Annotated in this window: 16 protein-coding genes; 12 read left to right on the plus strand and 4 right to left on the minus strand. The window is 73.0% G+C overall.

Features of this window, described 5'->3' with window-relative positions; genetic code table 11:
• The first annotated feature begins 91 nt into the window (after positions 1-91).
• From ACFY0F_RS13320 to ACFY0F_RS13330, 3 genes are read left to right on the plus strand one after another with little or no spacing between them, the layout of a single operon-like run.
• A complete protein-coding gene (locus ACFY0F_RS13320; RefSeq protein WP_388792619.1) occupies positions 92-922 on the plus strand; it encodes a DUF5819 family protein in 831 nt (276 codons plus the stop codon).
• Complete coding sequence (locus tag ACFY0F_RS13325; protein WP_388792620.1) at positions 919-2,127, plus strand: HTTM domain-containing protein; 1,209 nt, start codon at positions 919-921, stop codon at positions 2,125-2,127. Before ACFY0F_RS13320 ends, ACFY0F_RS13325 begins: the two co-directional genes overlap by 4 nt.
• Positions 2,124-2,873 carry a TrmH family RNA methyltransferase gene (locus ACFY0F_RS13330; protein ID WP_388792621.1) on the plus strand — a complete coding sequence of 250 codons (750 nt, stop codon included), beginning with the start codon at positions 2,124-2,126 and terminating at the stop codon, positions 2,871-2,873. Before ACFY0F_RS13325 ends, ACFY0F_RS13330 begins: the two co-directional genes overlap by 4 nt.
• A 24-nt stretch (positions 2,874-2,897) precedes the next feature.
• Here the strand turns inward: ACFY0F_RS13330 and paaN are convergent, their stop codons facing one another.
• On the minus strand, positions 2,898-4,589 hold the full coding sequence (paaN, locus tag ACFY0F_RS13335; protein WP_388792623.1) for a phenylacetic acid degradation protein PaaN: 1,692 nt from the start codon (positions 4,587-4,589) through the stop codon (positions 2,898-2,900).
• Between the two features lie 169 nt (positions 4,590-4,758).
• Here paaN and ACFY0F_RS13340 point away from each other — a divergent pair, with 169 nt between their 5' ends.
• Positions 4,759-6,270: a 3-hydroxyacyl-CoA dehydrogenase gene (locus tag ACFY0F_RS13340; protein WP_388792625.1), complete on the plus strand. Its 1,512-nt coding sequence runs from the start codon at positions 4,759-4,761 to the stop codon at positions 6,268-6,270.
• Positions 6,270-6,860, plus strand: a complete 591-nt coding sequence (locus ACFY0F_RS13345) for a TetR/AcrR family transcriptional regulator (protein WP_388792627.1) — start codon at positions 6,270-6,272, stop codon at positions 6,858-6,860. Before ACFY0F_RS13340 ends, ACFY0F_RS13345 begins: the two co-directional genes overlap by 1 nt.
• 17 nt (positions 6,861-6,877) lie before the next feature.
• On the opposite strand, the gene ACFY0F_RS13350 is transcribed toward ACFY0F_RS13345, so the two are convergent.
• Positions 6,878-7,378: an Lrp/AsnC family transcriptional regulator gene (locus ACFY0F_RS13350; protein WP_388792629.1), complete on the minus strand. Its 501-nt coding sequence runs from the start codon at positions 7,376-7,378 to the stop codon at positions 6,878-6,880.
• Positions 7,379-7,550: 172 nt separating this feature from the next.
• On the opposite strand from ACFY0F_RS13350, the gene pdhA reads away from it, so the two are divergent.
• The 6 genes from pdhA (at position 7,551) to ACFY0F_RS13380 (ending at position 14,443) form a co-directional block, all read left to right on the plus strand.
• Positions 7,551-8,687, plus strand: a complete 1,137-nt coding sequence (gene pdhA, locus ACFY0F_RS13355; protein ID WP_388792631.1) for a pyruvate dehydrogenase (acetyl-transferring) E1 component subunit alpha — start codon at positions 7,551-7,553, stop codon at positions 8,685-8,687.
• Positions 8,684-9,688 carry an alpha-ketoacid dehydrogenase subunit beta gene (locus ACFY0F_RS13360; RefSeq protein WP_388792633.1) on the plus strand — a complete coding sequence of 335 codons (1,005 nt, stop codon included), beginning with the start codon at positions 8,684-8,686 and terminating at the stop codon, positions 9,686-9,688. Before pdhA ends, ACFY0F_RS13360 begins: the two co-directional genes overlap by 4 nt.
• Positions 9,688-11,004, plus strand: a complete 1,317-nt coding sequence (locus ACFY0F_RS13365; RefSeq protein WP_388792635.1) for a dihydrolipoamide acetyltransferase family protein — start codon at positions 9,688-9,690, stop codon at positions 11,002-11,004. The genes ACFY0F_RS13360 and ACFY0F_RS13365 overlap by 1 nt, the downstream gene beginning before the upstream one ends.
• 46 nt (positions 11,005-11,050) lie before the next feature.
• Positions 11,051-11,971, plus strand: a complete 921-nt coding sequence (locus tag ACFY0F_RS13370; RefSeq protein WP_388792637.1) for an NTP transferase domain-containing protein — start codon at positions 11,051-11,053, stop codon at positions 11,969-11,971.
• Positions 11,968-13,380: a molybdopterin molybdotransferase MoeA gene (locus tag ACFY0F_RS13375; protein ID WP_388792639.1), complete on the plus strand. Its 1,413-nt coding sequence runs from the start codon at positions 11,968-11,970 to the stop codon at positions 13,378-13,380. The genes ACFY0F_RS13370 and ACFY0F_RS13375 overlap by 4 nt, the downstream gene beginning before the upstream one ends.
• An 82-nt stretch (positions 13,381-13,462) precedes the next feature.
• Positions 13,463-14,443 (plus strand): NAD(P)H-quinone oxidoreductase, encoded by a 981-nt coding sequence (locus ACFY0F_RS13380; protein ID WP_388792641.1) that lies wholly within the window; start codon positions 13,463-13,465, stop codon positions 14,441-14,443.
• A 48-nt stretch (positions 14,444-14,491) separates the two neighbouring features.
• Here ACFY0F_RS13380 and ACFY0F_RS13385 read toward each other — a convergent pair whose 3' ends face one another.
• The gene (locus ACFY0F_RS13385) at positions 14,492-15,031 is read right to left on the minus strand and encodes a hypothetical protein (RefSeq protein WP_388792643.1); all 540 of its coding nucleotides are present in this window, start codon (positions 15,029-15,031) and stop codon (positions 14,492-14,494) included.
• Positions 15,032-15,224: 193 nt separating this feature from the next.
• Here ACFY0F_RS13385 and ACFY0F_RS13390 point away from each other — a divergent pair, with 193 nt between their 5' ends.
• Positions 15,225-15,767 carry a bacterial proteasome activator family protein gene (locus ACFY0F_RS13390; protein ID WP_388792645.1) on the plus strand — a complete coding sequence of 181 codons (543 nt, stop codon included), beginning with the start codon at positions 15,225-15,227 and terminating at the stop codon, positions 15,765-15,767.
• 69 nt (positions 15,768-15,836) lie between these two features.
• Here ACFY0F_RS13390 and ACFY0F_RS13395 read toward each other — a convergent pair whose 3' ends face one another.
• Entirely contained in the window at positions 15,837-17,474 is a 1,638-nt protein-coding gene (locus tag ACFY0F_RS13395; protein ID WP_388792647.1) for a protein kinase, read from the minus strand.
• Between the last annotated feature and the right edge of the window lie 134 nt (positions 17,475-17,608).

The raw sequence follows: 17,608 nt of genomic DNA on the forward strand, positions 1-17,608 counted from the left end.
GGCTCGTGGGCCGATCCGGCCCGCCCGTGGCGGTGACCTGCCCGTGGCGGGGCGGCGGCGACTTCGGCCGGTGATCTGGAAACGGGGCGGAATGGACGCGCACGACGAGGACTCGAAGGCCCCGCCGGGGCCGGACGGGTCGGACGGGACGCGCCCCCGGCCCGGGCCGGACAGCACGGACGGCCCCGGAGAGGACCGCGCCGACCGGCCCGGCCCGGTCGAGGACCGAAGGGACCGCCCCGACCCCGGAGAGGACCGCCCCGCCCCCGGCACCCCCCGCACCGGTGTCGCCGCGCTCTCCCCCCGCTACCAGGTCGGCGCCGCCCTGGCGCTCGCGGTCGTCGCGGTGACCGCCTGCGTGCATCTCGGAATGGTGTTCCTGCACGTCGCACCGGCGAACACGGTGACGAAGCAGCACGGCAGGGCGATAGACGAGTGGATCTACCCGGAGTTCGAGCAGAACTGGAAGCTGTTCGCGCCCAACCCGCTGCAGCAGAACATAGCGGTGGAGGTCCGCGCGGAGCTGTGGGCGGCGGACGGCACCGTGACGACCACCGGCTGGTACGACCTGTCGGCCCAGGACGGTGAGGCGATAGACGGCAGTCTGCTGCCCAGCCACACGGAGCAGAACGAACTGCGCCGGGCCTGGGACTTCTTCCTCGCCACGCACGGCTCCGACAACCGCCCCGTGGGCCTGCGCGGCTCCCTCTCCGAGGAGTACCTGCGCCGGATCGTGGTCAGGCGCCTGTACACCGAGGACGGCGCCGGCAAGGGCGTCGTACGGCGCGTACAGCTCCGCTCCCGCACGACCGACGTGCCGCCGCCCTCGTGGAGCCGTGAACAGGTCTCCGACAAGCCTTACTACCGGCTGCTGCCCTGGTGGACGGTGACGCGGGACGAGACCGCCGGGGGTGTGCGGTGAACCGTCTCGTGCTCTCGGCCTCGCGCGCGATCGCCCGGGTCTCGGAGGCGCCCCTCGGCCCCTACCAGTCGGCCGTGATCCGCATCGGCTTCGCCGGGACCTGGCTGCTGTTCCTGCTGCGCGAGTTCCCCCACCGCGAACAGCTCTACGGCCCGGACGGTCCCTGGAGCTGGGCCATGGCCCACAGGCTGACCTCGGACAACGGTGCCTTCACGGCCCTGATGTGGACCGACGGGCGGGCCTGGTTCGAGGTGTTCTACGTGCTCGCCGTCGTGGTGAGCGCCCTGCTCCTGCTGGGCTGGCGCACTCGTACGGCGTCCGTGCTGTTCATGGTCGGCGTGCTCTCGCTGCAGAACCGCAGTGTCTTCGTGGGCGACGGCGGCGACAACGTCCTGCACCTGATGTCGATCTACCTGGTGTTCACCCGCTGCGGCCGGGTGTGGTCCCTGGACGCCCGGCGGGAGGAGCGCGCGGCGGCCGCACACGCGCGTGGGGAGCGGGTCGCCGACCGGACGGGACCCCTCCTGTGGGCGGTGCTCGGTCTCGCGCTGACCGGGGTGACCCTGGCGGGCCGTCTGAACAGCGGCCCGCTCGTTTCCGTGCTGCTGTGGACGGTGTGGCTGGCGCAGGGACTGTGGTGGGCGGTGGGGCGCAGGGCGCGCTCGCGGGAGCCCCGGATCCTGCTGGACGTGATCGCGAACATCGTGCACAACGGTGCCCTCTTCGTGATCATGGCGGAGGCCTGCCTGATCTACGCCACGGCAGGCTGGTACAAGATCCAGGGCTCGCGCTGGCAGGACGGCACCGCCGTCTACTACCCGCTGCACCTGGAGTACTTCTCGCCCTGGCCGGCCCTCGCCGACCTGCTGTCGGCCAACGGCACCCTGGTCATGCTGGTGACCTACGGGACGGTCGTCGTACAGGTCGCCTTCCCGTTCACGCTGTTCAACCGGCGGGTGAAGAACGTCCTGCTGGCCGCGATGATGACCGAGCACGCCGTGATCGCGGTCGTTCTCGGGCTGCCCTTCTTCTCGCTGGCGATGATCGCCGCGGACTCGGTGTTCCTGCCGACGTCGTTCCTGCGCCGGCTCGGCGGCCGGGCGGCACACGCGCGTGGGCGGCTGACCCGGCGCGGCGGCCGGCACCTGCCTCCGCCGCGCTCCCCGGAGGGCCACGAGGCCGCCCACGTAGGCTTCGGGGCATGACCGACCCGCTGACCCGCTGGCGTGAGCACGCCGCCGACTGTGTGCTGCTCGACGGCTTCCACGCCCTCAAGCACGCGGTGCGCTTCGCGGCCGAGGTACCGGTCGCGGTCACCACGGACCGGCCGGCGGCGCTCGCCCTCGCCGGCGAGCTCGCCCCGGACGTCCGTGACACGCTGGACACGCTCCTGGCCGAGGTGCCGGAGGCGGTGTACGCGTCCCTGGTGCCGCGGCCGCACCCCACGGCCGTGGCGGCCCTGGCCGTACGGCCGTCCCGCGCGGCCAACCTGGAGAAGCTGGCGCACGCCCCGCGCCGCGCGCCCGTCGTGGTCCTCGACGATCCGCGCAACCTGGGCAACGCGGGCGCCGTGATCCGGCTGGCCGCCGGCTTCGGGGCGACCGGGGTCGTCACCACGGGCACGCTCGACCCCTGGCACCCCACGGTGGTGCGCGGCGGGGCGGGGCTGCACTTCGCGACCGCCGTGGAGCGGCTGGCCGTGGCCGAGCTGCCGTCCGGGCCGCTGTTCGCCCTCGACCCGGAGGGCGAGGACCTCCGGGGCCTGAAGCTGCCGGACGACGCGGTGCTCGCCTTCGGCTCGGAGCGCAGCGGCCTGTCCGCCGAGCTGCGCGCCCGTACCGACCACCTGGTGTCCCTGCCGATGCGCCCCCAGGTCTCCAGCTACAACCTCGCGACCAGTGTGGCCATGACGCTGTACCACTGGAGCGCCACCGGGGGCGCACCCGCCTGAGCCGGATCCGGCCCGGACCAGGCCCTACGCCTCCCGGCGGACCTCCACCACCCGGAAGCGGTTCGCGACGAAGGCGCCGTCGCACAGAGCGGCGTTGGCCGACGGGTTGCCGCCGGAGCCGTGGAAGTCGGAGAAGGCGGCCGTCTGGTTGACGTACACCCCGCCGGTGAGGTTGAGGGACAGCTGGGCGGCCTCCTCCAGACACACCTCCTCGATCGCACGTTCCACCTCCTGGTCGGTGGTGTACGCACCGACCGTCATCGCGCCCTTCTCGCGGACCGTGCGCCGCAGCAGCTCCACCGCGTCCGTCGCCGAGTCGACGGCGACGGCGAAGGAGACGGGGCCGAAGCACTCGCTCATGTAGGCGGCCTCGTCGTCCGGCTTGGCGCCGTCCAGCTTGACGATCACCGGGGTGCGCACGACCGCCGCCGGGAATTCGGGGTTGGTGATCTCGCGGGAGGCGAGAGCGACCTCGCCGAGGCCCGCCGCGGCCTCCAGACGGGCCTTCACGTCCGGGTTGACGATCGCCCCGAGCAGGGCGTTCGCGCGCGCGTCGTCCCCGAGCAGGCCGTCGACCGCGCGGGCGAGGTCGGCGACCACCTCGTCGTAGGTCTTGGGGCCCTGGTCGGTGCGGATGCCGTCGCGCGGGACGAGCAGGTTCTGCGGGGTGGTGCACATCTGGCCGCTGTACAGGGACAGCGAGAACGCCAGGTTGGAGAGCATCCCCTTGTAGTCGTCGGTCGACTCCACGATCACCGTGTTGACGCCGGCCTTCTCGGTGTACACCTGCGCCTGGCGGGCGTTGGCCTCGAGCCAGTCGCCGAACGCCGTGGAGCCCGTGTAGTCGATGATCCGGATCTCCGGGCGGGTGGCCAGCGTCTTGGCGATGCCCTCGCCGGGGCGTTCGGCGGCCAGGGCGACCAGGTTCGGGTCGAAGCCGGCCTCGGCGAGCACCTGACGGGCGACCTGGACGGTGAGTGCGAGCGGCAGCACCGCGCGCGGGTGGGGCTTGACCAGCACCGCGTTGCCGGTGGCCAGGGAGGCGAACAGGCCCGGGTAGCCGTTCCAGGTCGGGAAGGTGTTGCAGCCGATGAGCAGCGCGACGCCGCGCGGGACCGGCGTGAAGTGCTTGGTGAGCACCAGCGGGTCGCGCTTGCCCTGCGGCTTGGTCCACTCCGCGGCGTCGGGGGTGCGCACCTGCTCCGCGTAGGCGTACGCCACCGCCTCCAGGCCGCGGTCCTGGGCGTGTGGGCCGCCCGCCTGGAACGCCATCATGAACGCCTGGCCGGAGGTGTGCATGACCGCGTGCGCGAACTCGTGCGTCCGGTCGCTGATCCGCTTCAGGATCTCCAGGCAGACCACGGCCCTGGTCTCCGCGCCCGCGTCCCGCCACGCCCCCTGCCCGGCCCGCATCGCGGGCAGCAGGGTGTCGGCGTCCGCGTGCGGGTAGGTGACGCCGAGCTCGATGCCGTAGGGGGAGACCTCGCCGCCCACCCAGTCGTCCGTGCCGGGCTGGCCGAGGTCGATGCGGCTGCCCAGGACGGCGTCGAAGGCGGCCTTGCCCGCTGCCGCGTCCAGGCTGCCGTTCTCGCCGTACGCCTTCGGGTGCTCGGGGTGGGGCGACCAGTACGCGCGTGTGCTGATCGCCTTCAGCGCCTGGTCGAGGGTGGGCCGGTGCTTGGCGATCAGTTCGTGTGCGGTCGGTTCGGCGGCCATGCGGGACCAACTCCTCGTCTCAAGAGCTCTCCGTCGAGCTCATGACCTGGGCGGAAACAGAACAACCATGGGCAGGAACAGCCGGACAGAGTTAGAGTAACCGAACGATCGGTCGGGACAAGGGGGTCCGCCGCATCTGTGGAAAACCCCGTGCGGGAGGATCGCGCCCATGACAGCACTCGACCTCAGCAGCCCCGTGGCCGTGGTCGGCACCGGCACCATGGGCCAGGGCATAGCCCAGGTCGCGCTGGTGGCGGGCCAGCCCGTGCGGCTGTACGACGCCGTACCGGGGCGTGCCCAGGAGGCGGCCACCGCGATCGGCGCACGTCTGGACCGGCTCGTGGCGAAGGGCCGGCTCACCGGCGCCGAACGGGACGCCGCCCGTGACCGGCTCCGGCCGGCCGGTAGCCTCGCCGAACTCGCCGACTGCACCCTGGTCGTCGAAGCGGTCCTGGAACGGCTGGACGTCAAGCAGGAGCTCTTCCGCGAACTGGAGGGCATCGTCGCCGAGGACTGCCTGCTCGCCACCAACACCTCCTCCCTGTCGGTGACGGCCATCGGCGGCGCGCTGCGGGTCGCGGGGCGTTTCGTGGGTCTGCACTTCTTCAACCCCGCCCCGCTGATGCCGCTGGTGGAGGTCGTCTCCGGGTTCGCCACCGACGTCACCTCGGCCACGCGCGCGTACGAGACCGCCCGCGCCTGGGGCAAGACCCCGGTGGCCTGCGCCGACACCCCGGGCTTCATCGTCAACCGCATCGCCCGCCCGTTCTACGCGGAGGCGTTCGCCGTCCTGGAGGCCCAGGCCGCCGACCCGGCGACCATCGACGCGGTCCTGCGCGAGTGCGGCGGTTTCCGGATGGGCGCGTTCGAGCTGACGGACCTCATCGGACAGGACGTCAACGAGTCCGTCACCCACTCCGTGTGGCAGTCCTTCTTCCAGGACGTCCGTTTCACGCCCTCGCTCGCCCAGCGCCGCCTGGTCGAGTCCGGCCGCCTGGGCCGCAAGACCGGGCAGGGCTGGTACGACTACGCCGAGGAGGGCGAACGCCCCGAGCCGCACACCGCCGAGAAGGAGCAGGCACCCGCCTACGTCGTCGCCGAGGGCGACCTGGGCCCGGCGGCCGAACTGCTCACGCTGATCCGAGAGGCGGGCATCCAGGTCCGCGAGGAGGACGAGGACCACGGCACCCGCCTGATCCTCCCCAGCGGCGGCCAGCTGGTGCTCGCCGACGGGCAGACCTCCGTCGAGTTCCGCGACGTCGTCTACTTCGACCTCGCCCTCGACTACCGCCGTGCCACCCGGGTCGCCCTGTCCGCCTCCCAGGACACCTCGCCGCAGACCCTGCGCGAGGCCACCGGCCTCTTCCAGGCGCTCGGCAAGGACGTCAGCATCGTCGGGGACGTCCCCGGCATGATCGTCGCCCGTACGGTGGCCCGGATCGTCGACCTCGCGCACGACGCCGTCGCCAAGGGCGTGGCCACCGAGGAGGACATCGACACGGCGATGTGCCTGGGCGTCAACTACCCTCTCGGCCCCTTCGAGTGGAGCCGCAGACTCGGCCGCGGCTGGGCCTACGACCTGCTGGACGACCTGCACCTGCGCGACCCCTCCGGACGCTACGCGCCGTCCCTCGCGCTCTACCGGCACGCGTACGCCACCGAGAAGCGGGAGGGCGCGTGATGACCACCGCCAAACGCGACCCGTACACCCCCGAGAGCCTGCTCTCGGTCGCCGTGGGGGTCTTCAACGAGCGCGGTTACGACGGCACCTCCATGGAGCACCTGTCCAAGGCGGCCGGCATCTCCAAGTCGTCGATCTACCACCACGTGACCGGCAAGGAGGAGCTGCTGCGCCGCGCCGTCAGCCGGGCGCTGGACGGCCTCTTCGGGATCCTCGACGAGGAGCACGCGCGCGAGGGGCGGCCCGCGGACCGCCTGGAGCACGTCGTCCGGCGCATGGTCGAGGTGCTGCTGGCCGAGCTGCCGTACGTGACGCTGCTGCTGCGCGTGCGCGGGAACACCGCCACCGAGCGCTGGGCGCTGGAGCGGCGGCGCGACTTCGACCACCGGGTGGCCGACCTGCTGAAGGCGGCGGCGAAGGACGGGGACGTGCGCGGCGACGTGGAGGTGCGTCTGGCGACCCGGCTGGTCTTCGGGATGATCAACTCGATCGTGGAGTGGTACCGCCCCGACGGGCGCGGCACGGGCGCGCGCGAGGTGTCCGACGCGGTGGTGCGGCTGGTCTTCTCGGGGCTGCGCAGCGAACGCTGACACCCGGGCCCGCGGGGTCAGCCCTCCGGCTCCAGGTCCTCCTCCTCGAACACCAGCAGGGTGCGGGTGCTGAGCACCTCCGGGATGGCCTGGAGCCGGGTGAGCACCAGCTCGCGCAGGGCCCTGTTGTCGGGCGTGTGCACCAGGAGCAGAACATCGAAGTCGCCGCCCACCAGGGCGATGTGCGAGGCGCCCGGCAACTGTCTGAGCTGCTCGCGCACGGTGCGCCAGGTGTTCTGCACGATCTTCAGGGTGATGTACGCCGACGTGCCGTGGCCCGCCCGCTCGTGGTCGACGCGGGCACCGAAACCCCGGATCACCCCGTCCTCGATGAGGCGGTTGATCCGCGCGTACGCGTTGGCGCGGGAGACGTGGACGCGTTCGGCGACGGACCGTATCGAGGCGCGGCCGTCCGCCTGGAGCATCCGCAGGATGTCCTGGTCGACGGCGTCCAGCGGACGTGGTGGCGGCAGGACGGCATCGGACTCCGGGCCTGCGGCCATTTGTTCAGATGCCATGTCCCCCCACCTTCCCGTCGTGGACGCCCTGCGTTCATTGCAGGCTGTGGAGAACCGTTTGTCCACAGCCTCGGGGGCCCTGTAGCCAAAATGTGCCGACGACCGAACAATCGGTAGGTGAGGCGGGTCAGTGCCGACGCGCCTTCCCGAGCTCGCACGAGGAGGTGCCGTCATGACGGTCATGGAGCAGCGAGGCGCGTACCGGCCATCGCCGCCGCCCGCCTGGCAGCCCCGCACGGACCCCGCGCCGCTGCTGCCCGACGCCGAGCCCTACCGCGTCCTCGGCACCGGGGCCGCCGCCAAGACCGACCCGGAACTGCTGCGTCTGCTCTACGCCCATCTGGTGCGCGGCCGGCGGTACAACACGCAGGCCACCGCACTCACCAAGCAGGGCCGTCTCGCCGTCTACCCCTCCAGCACCGGGCAGGAGGCGTGCGAGGTCGCCGCCGCGCTCGCCCTGCGGGAACAGGACTGGCTCTTCCCCAGCTACCGCGACACGCTGGCCGCCGTGGTCCGCGGCGTCGACCCCGTCGAGGCCCTCACCCTGCTGCGCGGCGACTGGCACACCGGCTACGACCCCTACGAGCACCGCGTCGCCCCGCTGTGCACCCCCCTCGCCACCCAGCTCCCGCACGCCGTCGGCCTCGCGCACGCCGCCCGGCTCAAGGGCGACGACGTGGTGGCGCTCGCCCTGGTCGGCGACGGCGGCACCAGCGAGGGCGACTTCCACGAGGCGCTGAACTTCGCCGCCGTCTGGCAGGCCCCGGTCGTCTTCCTCGTCCAGAACAACGGCTTCGCCATCTCGGTGCCGCTCGCCCAGCAGACCGCGGCGCCCTCGCTGGCCCACAAGGCGGTCGGGTACGGCATGCCGGGCCGCCTGGTCGACGGCAACGACGCGGCCGCCGTGCACGAGGTCCTCAGCGACGCCGTGCGGCACGCGCGTGCGGGCGGCGGCCCCACCCTCGTGGAGGCGGTGACGTACCGCATCGACGCCCACACCAACGCCGACGACGCCACCCGCTACCGCGGCGACGCCGAGGTGGCGGCCTGGCGCGAGCACGACCCGGTGCAACTGCTGGAACGCGAGCTCACCACCCGTGGCCTGCTCGACGAGGACGGCATCAGGGCCGCACGCGAGGACGCCGAGGCGATGGCCGCCGACCTGCGCGAACGCATGAACCGGGACCCGGAACTCGACCCCATGGACCTGTTCGCCCACGTGTACGCCGAGCCCACTGCGCAGCTGCGGGAGCAGCGCGACCTGCTGCGGGCCGAGCTGGACGCCGAGCAGGAAGGCGGTGACCGATGACCACCGTCGCCGTCAAGCCCGCCACCATGGCGCAGGCCCTCACGCGCGCGCTGCGCGACGCGATGGCCGCCGATCCCGCCGTACACGTCATGGGCGAGGACGTCGGTGCCCTCGGCGGGGTCTTCCGGGTCACCGACGGGCTCGCCAAGGAGTTCGGCGAGGACCGCTGCGCGGACACCCCGCTGGCCGAGGCGGGCATCCTCGGCACGGCCGTCGGCATGGCCATGTACGGGCTGCGCCCGGTCGTGGAGATGCAGTTCGACGCGTTCGCGTACCCCGCGTTCGAGCAGATGGTCAGCCACGTCTCGCGGATGCGGAACCGTACCCGCGGCCGGATGCCCCTGCCGATCACCGTTCGTGTCCCTTATGGGGGCGGCATCGGCGGCGTCGAGCACCACAGCGACTCCTCCGAGGCGTACTACATGGCGACTCCGGGGCTCCATGTCGTCACGCCCGCCACCGTCGCCGACGCCTATGGGCTGCTGCGCGAGGCCATCGCCTCGGACGACCCGGTGCTCTTCCTCGAACCCAAGCGGCTGTACTGGTCGAAGGACTCCTGGAATCCCGAGGCCCCGCAGACCGTGGAGCCGATCGGCCGCGCGGTGCTGCGGCGCGCGGGCCGGAGCGCCACGCTCATCACCTACGGGCCGTCCGTGCCCGTCTGCCTGGAGGCCGCCGAGGCGGCCCTGGCCGAGGGCTGGGACCTCGAAGTCGTCGACCTGCGCTCCCTGGTGCCGTTCGACGACGAGACGGTCGCCGCGTCGGTACGGCGCACCGGGCGCGCGGTCGTCGTGCACGAGTCGGGCGGGTTCGGCGGGCCGGGCGGGGAGATCGCGGCCCGCGTCACGGAGCGCTGCTTCCACCATCTGGAGGCGCCGGTGCTGCGCGTGGCCGGGTTCGACGTGCCCTACCCGCCGCCCATGCTGGAGCGGCACCACCTGCCCGGCGTCGACCGGATCCTGGACGCCGTGGCGCGTCTGCAGTGGGAGGCCGAGGGCTGATGGCACACGCTTCTCATATGCACAGCCTGGAGTTCAAGCTGCCCGACCTCGGGGAGGGGCTGACCGAGGCAGAGATCGTACGTTGGCTTGTAGAGGTCGGAGACCTCGTCGCCGTCGACCAGCCGGTCGTCGAGGTCGAGACGGCCAAGGCGATGGTCGAGGTCCCCTGCCCGTACGGCGGCGTCGTCACCGCCCGCTTCGGCGAGGAGGGTACGGAACTGCCCGTCGGGGCGCCGCTGTTGACGGTGGCCGTGGGGCCCGCGGCCGACGGCGGGAGCACCGGCGGCTCGGGCAACGTCCTCGTCGGCTACGGCACTTCGGAGGCACCGGCGCGGCGCCGCAGGGTGCGGCCGGTCGTCGCCGCCGACGGGAAGGCCAGGAGCTCCGATCCGGCGCCTCTCGCCCCCGCCCCCGCCGCCCCGGAGCCCGTCGAGGGACCGGTCCCCGTGATCTCCCCGCTGGTGCGCCGACTGGCCCGCGACAACGGCCTGGACCTGCGCCGGCTGCCCGGATCCGGGCCCGACGGGCTGATCCTGCGAGCCGATGTCGAGAACGCCCTGCGGACCAAGGCCGCCCCCGCCGCCCCCGTGGCGGAGGAACCACCCGCCCGGGTCTCGCCCGCCCGTGACGGCGCCCGCACCCCTCTCAAGGGGGTTCGCGGTGCCGTCGCCGACAAGCTCTCCCGCAGCCGCCGGGAGATCCCGGACGCCACCTGCTGGGTCGACGCGGACGCGACCGAACTCATGCGGGCGCGGGCCGCGATGAACGCGGGCACGGCACCGAAGATCTCCCTGCTCGCGCTGCTCGCCCGAATCTGCACCGCGGCCCTCGCCCGGTTCCCCGAGCTGAACTCCTACGTCGACACCGACGCCCGCGAGGTCGTCCAGGTGGAGCAGGTCCACCTCGGGTTCGCCGCGCAGACCGATCGCGGGCTGGTGGTGCCCGTCGTCCGGGACGCCCACGAGCGCGACGCCGAGTCCCTCAGCGCCGAGTTCGCCCGGCTGACCGAGGCGGGCCGGGCCGGGACGCTGACACCCGGTGAACTCACCGGCGGGACCTTCACGCTGAACAACTACGGAGTGTTCGGCGTCGACGGCTCCACGCCGATCATCAACCATCCCGAGGCGGCCATGCTCGGCGTCGGCCGCATCGTGCCCAAGCCCTGGGTGCACGAGGGCGAGCTGGCGGTGCGGCAGGTCGTCCAGCTCTCGCTCACCTTCGACCACCGGGTGTGCGACGGCGGCACGGCCGGCGGCTTCCTGAGGTACGTGGCGGACTGCGTGGAACAGCCCGCGATGCTGCTGCGCACCCTGTGACGGACGGCAACTCCGGAAGAAGGGACCCACGGGACATACTCGGGGAGTGACCGACAACGCCCCCGCCGCCGGGACCGCCGGGACGCACGACAACGCCGGGCCCCCCGGGCCGTACGACGCCGTCGTGCTCGCCGGCGGGGCCGCCCGGCGGCTCGGCGGGGCCGACAAGCCGGCTGTGCGGGTCGGGGGCCGCCCGCTGCTCGACCGGGTGCTCGCGGCCTGCGCCGACGCGGCCGTGACCGTGGTCGTGGCCGACCCCCGCCCCACCGTCCTGCCGGTGCGGTGGGCCCGGGAGGAGCCCCCCGGCGGCGGGCCGGTGGCCGCGCTCGACGCCGGGCTGCGGCACACCACGGCCGAGCACCTCGTGGTTCTCTCCGCCGACCTGCCGTTCCTCGGAACGCCCACGGTGCGGCGGCTGCTGGCCGCCCTGCGCACCACCACGGCCGAGGGCGCTCTGCTCACCGACGCGGACGGCCGCGACCAGCCACTCGTGGCCGCGTACCGCACGGCCGCCCTGCGCCGCGAGCTGACGGCCCTCAAGAGCGTCCACGGCGGCCTCACCGGGCTGCCCCTGCGTCGGTTGACCGGCGCGCTGGAACTCACCCGCGTCCCGGATCCCGTCGCCTCCTTCGACTGCGACACCTGGGACGACATCGCCGCCGCCAGGGCACGGATCAGGGAGCATGGACACGTGTTGGATGAATGGATCTCCGCAGTCAAGGACGAGCTGGGCATCGACCTGGACGTCGACACCGGCGCCCTGCTCGACCTCGCCCGTGACGCCGCGCACGGCGTGGCCCGGCCCGCCGCACCGCTGACCACCTTCCTCGTCGGCTATGCCGCCGCCCAGGGCAAGGGAGGCCCCGAAGCGGTCGCCGAGGCCACCCGCAAGGCCGCGGCGCTGGCCCTGCGCTGGGAGGAAGAGAACAGTCCCGCCCAGCCCGCCCCCGGCCCGGACGCCGGATGACCGCCCGCGCGACCCGGACCGGCGAGCGGACCGGGAACGCCGGGAACGCCGGGAACGCCGAGGAATCGGACGACCTCGACGTCGAGGAGGCGCTCGCCCTCGTGAGGGAACCCCGCGAAGACAACGGTCCCGCCGAGGGCGGTCGCACCCCCGCCGGCCGGTCCCCCGCGCCGGCGGCCCAGGACGGGCCCGCCACCGGCGACCGTCACCAGGCCGTCCCCTGGGGCCGGGCCCGCGAGACCGCCGCCCGCGCCGCCCGGACAGGTGGCCGCCGCCCCCCGGTCTCCGTCTCCTTGGCGGACGCTCTCGGACTGACGCTGGCCGCCCCCCTCACCGCCCTCACGGACCTGCCCTCCTTCGACACCTCCGCGATGGACGGCTGGGCCGTCGCGGGACCGGGTCCCTGGCACGTCCGGGAGGAGGGCGTCCTGGCCGGGCACACACTGCCGGAGCCGCTGACGGACGGAGAGGCGGTACGGATCGCCACCGGCGCCCGTATCCCGCCGGACACCACCGCCGTACTGCGCAGCGAGCACGGCCGCACCGACGCCAAGGAGCGGCTGCACCCCACGCGCGAGATGCACCACGGCCAGGACATCCGCCCGCGTGGCCAGGAATGCCGCAGCGGCGACCAACTGCTGCCCGTCGGCACCCTCGTCACCCCCGCCGTCCTGGGGCTGGCCGCCGCCGCCGGATACGACACCCTCACGGCCGTTCCCCGGCCCCGCGCCGAGATCCTCGTCCTCGGCGACGAGCTGCTCGACACGGGCCTTCCGCACGACGGACTCATCCGTGACGCGCTCGGCCCGATGCTGCCGCCCTGGCTGCGCGCCCTCGGCGCCGAGGTCACCCGGGTGCGTCGACTCGGCGACGACGCCAAGGCCCTGCACAGGGCCGTCACCTCCAGCGACGCCGACCTCATCGTGACCACCGGAGGCACCGCCTCCGGCCCCGTCGACCACGTCCACCCCACGCTGCGCCGCATCGGTGCCGAACTCCTCGTCGACGGCGTCGAGGTGCGCCCCGGCCACCCCATGCTGCTGGCCCGCACCAAGGAGGGTCAGCACCTCGTCGGCCTGCCCGGCAACCCCCTCGCGGCCGTCTCCGGCCTGCTCACGCTCGCCGAACCACTGCTGCGCACCCTCGCCGCGCGCCCGGCCCCCGAGCCCTACACGCTGCCGCTGCGGGACACGGTGCACGGCCACCCGCACGACACCCGGCTCATCCCCGTAGTGCTGCGCGGCGATCACGCCGTGCCGCTGCACTACAACGGCCCCGCGATGCTGCGCGGTATCGCGGCCGCCGACGCGCTCGCCGTCGTCCCCCCGGGCGGGGCACGGCAGGACCAGGAGACGGAGCTGCTCGATCTGCCGTGGGCGGCCGCCGGAATCGGGGTGTGTTTCACGTGAAACCACCGGGCCCTGCCGACGCCGACCGCGACTGCGTGGGCCGGACCGGGCGGGGGCCGGTGCGAGGAGTAGCGTCGCCGCTATGCATGCGATCACGATTCCCGAACCTGGTGGGCCCGAGGCGTTGGTGTGGGACGAGGTCCCCGATCCGGTACCCGGAGAGGGCGAAGTGCTGGTCGAGGTGGTGGCCGGCGCCGTCAACCGCGCGGACATCCTGCAGCGGCAGGGCCACTACGATCCGCCTCCCGGCGCGCCCGCGTACCCCGGCCTGGAGTGCTCCGGCCGGATCGCGGCGCTGGGGCCCGGTGTCGGCGGCTGGTCGGTCGGCGACGAGGTGTGCGCGCTGCTCGCGGGCGGCGGCTACGCCGAGAAGGTCGTCGTCCCGGCCGGGCAGCTCCTGCCCCTGCCCGAGGGCATCGGTCTGAAGCAGGCCGCCGCGCTGCCCGAGGTGGTCTGCACGGTCTGGTCGAACGTCTTCATGGTCGCCCATCTGCGCCCGGGCGAGACGCTGCTCGTGCACGGCGGTTCCAGCGGCATCGGCACGATGGCGATCCAGCTCGCCAAGGCGGTCGGCGCGAAGGTCGCGGTCACGGCCGGCACCAAGGAGAAGCTGGACTTCTGTGCCGAGCTCGGCGCCGACATCCTCATCAACTACCGGGAGCAGGACTTCGTCGCCGAGGTCAAGAAGGCCACCGGCGGCGCGGGTGCCGACGTCATCCTCGACAACATGGGCGCCAAGTACCTGGACCGCAACGTCAAGGCCCTCGCCGTCAACGGCCGGCTCGCCGTCATCGGACTGCAGGGCGGAGCCAAGGGCGAGCTGAACCTCGGCGCGCTGCTCACCAAGCGGGCCGCGATCAGCGCCACCTCACTGCGCGCCCGCCCGCTCGACGAGAAGGCGGCCATCGTCGCGGCCGTGCGCGAGCATGTCTGGCCGCTGTTCGGCGGAGGCCATGTCCGCCCCGTCATCGACCGCGAAGTGCCGATGCCCGAGGCGGCCGAGGCCCACCGGGTGGTGGAGGCGAGCGGCCACATGGGCAAGGTGCTGCTCGTGACGCCCTGACCGGACGACCGGACAGGGACCAGGGCCGCGCGAGCCCTGGTCGCGCCGTCAGTCGCGCCGCACCCGCAGTCCCAGGAACGCCAACCCCAGGCCCAGCCCGATGAGGACCAGGCCGCTGCCCAGCGGCAGGATCCGGACCAGGGGCTCGACGGTGTCCTCGCCGCCGGCGACGGTCCGGTCCCCGGGCCGCGACGACGGCGAGGAGGGGACCAGACCGGCATCCCCGGGAGACGGGGAGGCGGCGGCGGTGTCCGCACCGCCGTCCGGCGGCTCCTGCGTGGTCCCCGCCTCGTCCCGCGGTTCGTCGCCCGCCTCGTCCCGCGGGTCCGGGTCTTCCTGAGCGGTGTCCTGCGGGACGGACGTCGGGTCGTCGTCCCCCTCGAACTCCACGGCGGGCGCCTCCGGTCGTCCGGGTCGCTGGCGCCCTTCACCGGCCCGGCTGCCGGCCCGGGACGGACTGGCGGAGGGGGAGGACGAGGGGCTGGGGGAGCGCGTGGCGGAGGCCGAGGGCGTGGGCCCGGCGCCGTGCGACGCGGTGGCGCCGTACAGCAGGACGACCGCGGCGAGGAGCAGCGGCAGTGGTGCCACGCGGAATGTGAAGCGCAGCCATGGAGTCACGTCGGTGACCTCCCGGAGCCCAGTCGGCAAGACCGTCGCGAACAAGCGTCACATTCACCTGTCAACCCGGCATTCCGGATTGGGCCGACGGGTCTACAGGGTGGATCAGCGTCAGGGGAGGGCACCACGGTGGTGAGGTGCAGGCGTGCGAGAGAATGGCGGCATGGAGATGCCGAGGAACGATAGGTCGCCGGAGAACCCGCAGATCCTGGTCGTGGGCCAGGACGGAATGGCGCTCGGTGGCGGTGGTGGGGACGACGACTCCCGCGAGACCCCGGTGACGGAGCAGGTGGAGCAGCCGGCCAAGGTCATGCGGATCGGCAGCATGATCAAGCAGCTGCTGGAGGAGGTCCGGGTGGCGCCTCTGGACGAGGCCAGCCGGGTCCGGCTCAAGGAGATCCACGCGAGCTCGGTGAAGGAGCTGGAGGACGGTCTGGCCCCGGAGCTCGTCGAGGAGCTCGAGCGGCTCTCCCTGCCGTTCACCGACGAGGCGACCCCCAGCGACGCGGAACTGCGTATCGCGCAGGCCCAGTTGGTGGGCTGGCTGGAGGGGCTCTTCCACGGGATCCAGACCACCCTGTTCGCGCAGCAGATGGCCGCGCGGGCCCAGCTGGAGCAGATGCGCCGCGCGCTCCCGCCCGGGGTGAGCCTGGACGGTGGCGACGACGTCCGTGGCGGCGGCCGAACGGGCGGCCCGTACCTGTAGGGCAACCGCGACACGAAGGGCCCGGCCGGGAAGCCGGGCCCTTTGCCGTACCGGTTGCCTTACCAGCGGTCAGCCGGTGGGCGGGTTGCCGGTCGACACCCTGATCTCGATCGTCGGCATGTCCTTCGGGTCGACGTCCGTGCCGGCGGTGGGGAACTGCCCCATGACCGCGCCCTGGCCGTAGGTGTTCTCGTCGACCTTGACTTCCTTCATCTGCCAGCCCGCGGCCTGGAAGCACTCTTTGACCGACTGGATGTACTTGAACTTGAAGTTCGGGACCTGCACCTTGGCCGGGTCGTTGTACGACTCCTCCGGCTCCGTGCACTCGCTGGTGTCGATCGTCTTCGAGGTGTCCGGGCCGCGGTGACCCGAGGCCTGGGACGGCGTGGCAGCGGCCGGGGAGCTCGAGCCGCCGCCCTTGGCGTCGTCGTCGCTGCCGCCCCCGTGCACGACCAGTGCGACGACCAGGCCGACCACCGCGAGCAGGGACACCGCGACCGAGCCGATGATCACCGGCCGGTTTCCCCTGCCGCCGCCCGGTCCGGGGGACTGCACGGCGGTCTGGGGCGTGAGGTCGTACGGCGGCGGGGTCGCGGGCGCCTGCTGCCCGTACCCCACCGGCGGCGGGGTCCGGTAGCCGCCCTGCTGCGGATAGCCGTACGACGGTGCGCCGTAGGGGGTCGGGGCGGGAGCCGGCTGGTAGGGGGTCTGCACGGGCCCGGTGGCCGCCGGGGCCGCCTGGTCGACCGGCGGGAACACCGCGGAGCCGACGCCCGCGCCGCTCTGCGTGGGGGCGGCGCCCGGCACGATGCTCGGTGCGGCCGGCTGCAGGGAGGCGGCGACGCGCAGGCACTCGTCGCGCATGGCCTCGGCGGTCGGGAACCGCTCGTTCGGGTTCTTCTTCAGTGCGCGGGCGACCAGCGCGTCCACCGCGGGCGGCAGTGAGCGGTTGATCGAGGAGGGTGCCACCGGCTCCTCCTGCACATGCGCGTACGCGATGGCCAGGGGTGAGTCGGCGTTGAACGGCAGCTGTCCGGTGACCAGCTGGAACAGCATGATCCCGACCGAGTACAGGTCGGAGCGGGCGTCCACGCCCCGGCCGAGCGCCTGCTCCGGCGACAGGTACTGCGGGGTGCCGACGACCATGCCGGTCTGTGTCATCGAGGTGACGCCGGACTGCATGGCGCGGGCGATGCCGAAGTCCATGACCTTGACGACACCGCGCTTGGTCACCATCACATTGCCCGGCTTGATGTCCCGGTGGACCAGTCCGCTCTCGTGGCTGATCTCCAGCGCGGCCAGCACGTCCGCGGTGACCTTCAGCGCCTTGTCGGCGGGCATGGCGCCGTGCTGCCTGATGTCCTCGTCGAGGACCGAGCCCAGCGGGCGGCCCTCGACGAACTCCATGACGATGTACGGGGTGGTCGTCCCGTCGAGGGAGTCCTCGCCCGTGTCGAAGACCGAGACGATGTTGGTGTGCGTGAGCTTGGCCACTGCCTGGGCCTCGCGGCGGAAGCGCTCGCGGAAGGCCTGTTCCCGCCCCAGCTCGGTGTGCAGTGTCTTGATGGCGACCTGACGGTCCAGTACGGCGTCATACGCCAGGTGCACCGACGCCATGCCGCCTTCGCCGAGCAGGTCGCGCAACTGGTAGCGGCCGCCGGCGAGAGCCCGCCCCGCGTACCGGCCCTGTGGGCCGTCCTGGCTCATGTGCTGCGTCCCCCATAGCCGCCGGTGACCGGAAACCGGTGACCCCGCGTCCACTGATCCAATGTGCTATTCCCGGCCAAGTCTGCCCCAGGGCCGTGGCACGTCAAGCGCGGTGCCCGTTCCGTGACCGTAAG

The organism is Streptomyces sp. NPDC001544 (assembly GCF_042894285.1).
Taxonomy (GTDB): domain Bacteria; phylum Actinomycetota; class Actinomycetes; order Streptomycetales; family Streptomycetaceae; genus Streptomyces.

Coding starts and splice junctions, on each gene's coding strand:
- ACFY0F_RS13320 (WP_388792619.1), top strand. CDS start 92: ATGGACGCGCACGACGAGGACTCGAAGGCCCCGCCGGGGCCGGACGGG.
- ACFY0F_RS13330 (WP_388792621.1), top strand. CDS start 2,124: ATGACCGACCCGCTGACCCGCTGGCGTGAGCACGCCGCCGACTGTGTG.
- paaN (WP_388792623.1), bottom strand. CDS start 4,589: ATGGCCGCCGAACCGACCGCACACGAACTGATCGCCAAGCACCGGCCC.
- ACFY0F_RS13340 (WP_388792625.1), top strand. CDS start 4,759: ATGACAGCACTCGACCTCAGCAGCCCCGTGGCCGTGGTCGGCACCGGC.
- ACFY0F_RS13345 (WP_388792627.1), top strand. CDS start 6,270: ATGACCACCGCCAAACGCGACCCGTACACCCCCGAGAGCCTGCTCTCG.
- ACFY0F_RS13350 (WP_388792629.1), bottom strand. CDS start 7,378: ATGGCATCTGAACAAATGGCCGCAGGCCCGGAGTCCGATGCCGTCCTG.
- pdhA (WP_388792631.1), top strand. CDS start 7,551: ATGACGGTCATGGAGCAGCGAGGCGCGTACCGGCCATCGCCGCCGCCC.
- ACFY0F_RS13360 (WP_388792633.1), top strand. CDS start 8,684: ATGACCACCGTCGCCGTCAAGCCCGCCACCATGGCGCAGGCCCTCACG.
- ACFY0F_RS13365 (WP_388792635.1), top strand. CDS start 9,688: ATGGCACACGCTTCTCATATGCACAGCCTGGAGTTCAAGCTGCCCGAC.
- ACFY0F_RS13375 (WP_388792639.1), top strand. CDS start 11,968: ATGACCGCCCGCGCGACCCGGACCGGCGAGCGGACCGGGAACGCCGGG.
- ACFY0F_RS13380 (WP_388792641.1), top strand. CDS start 13,463: ATGCATGCGATCACGATTCCCGAACCTGGTGGGCCCGAGGCGTTGGTG.
- ACFY0F_RS13390 (WP_388792645.1), top strand. CDS start 15,225: ATGGAGATGCCGAGGAACGATAGGTCGCCGGAGAACCCGCAGATCCTG.
- ACFY0F_RS13395 (WP_388792647.1), bottom strand. CDS start 17,474: ATGAGCCAGGACGGCCCACAGGGCCGGTACGCGGGGCGGGCTCTCGCC.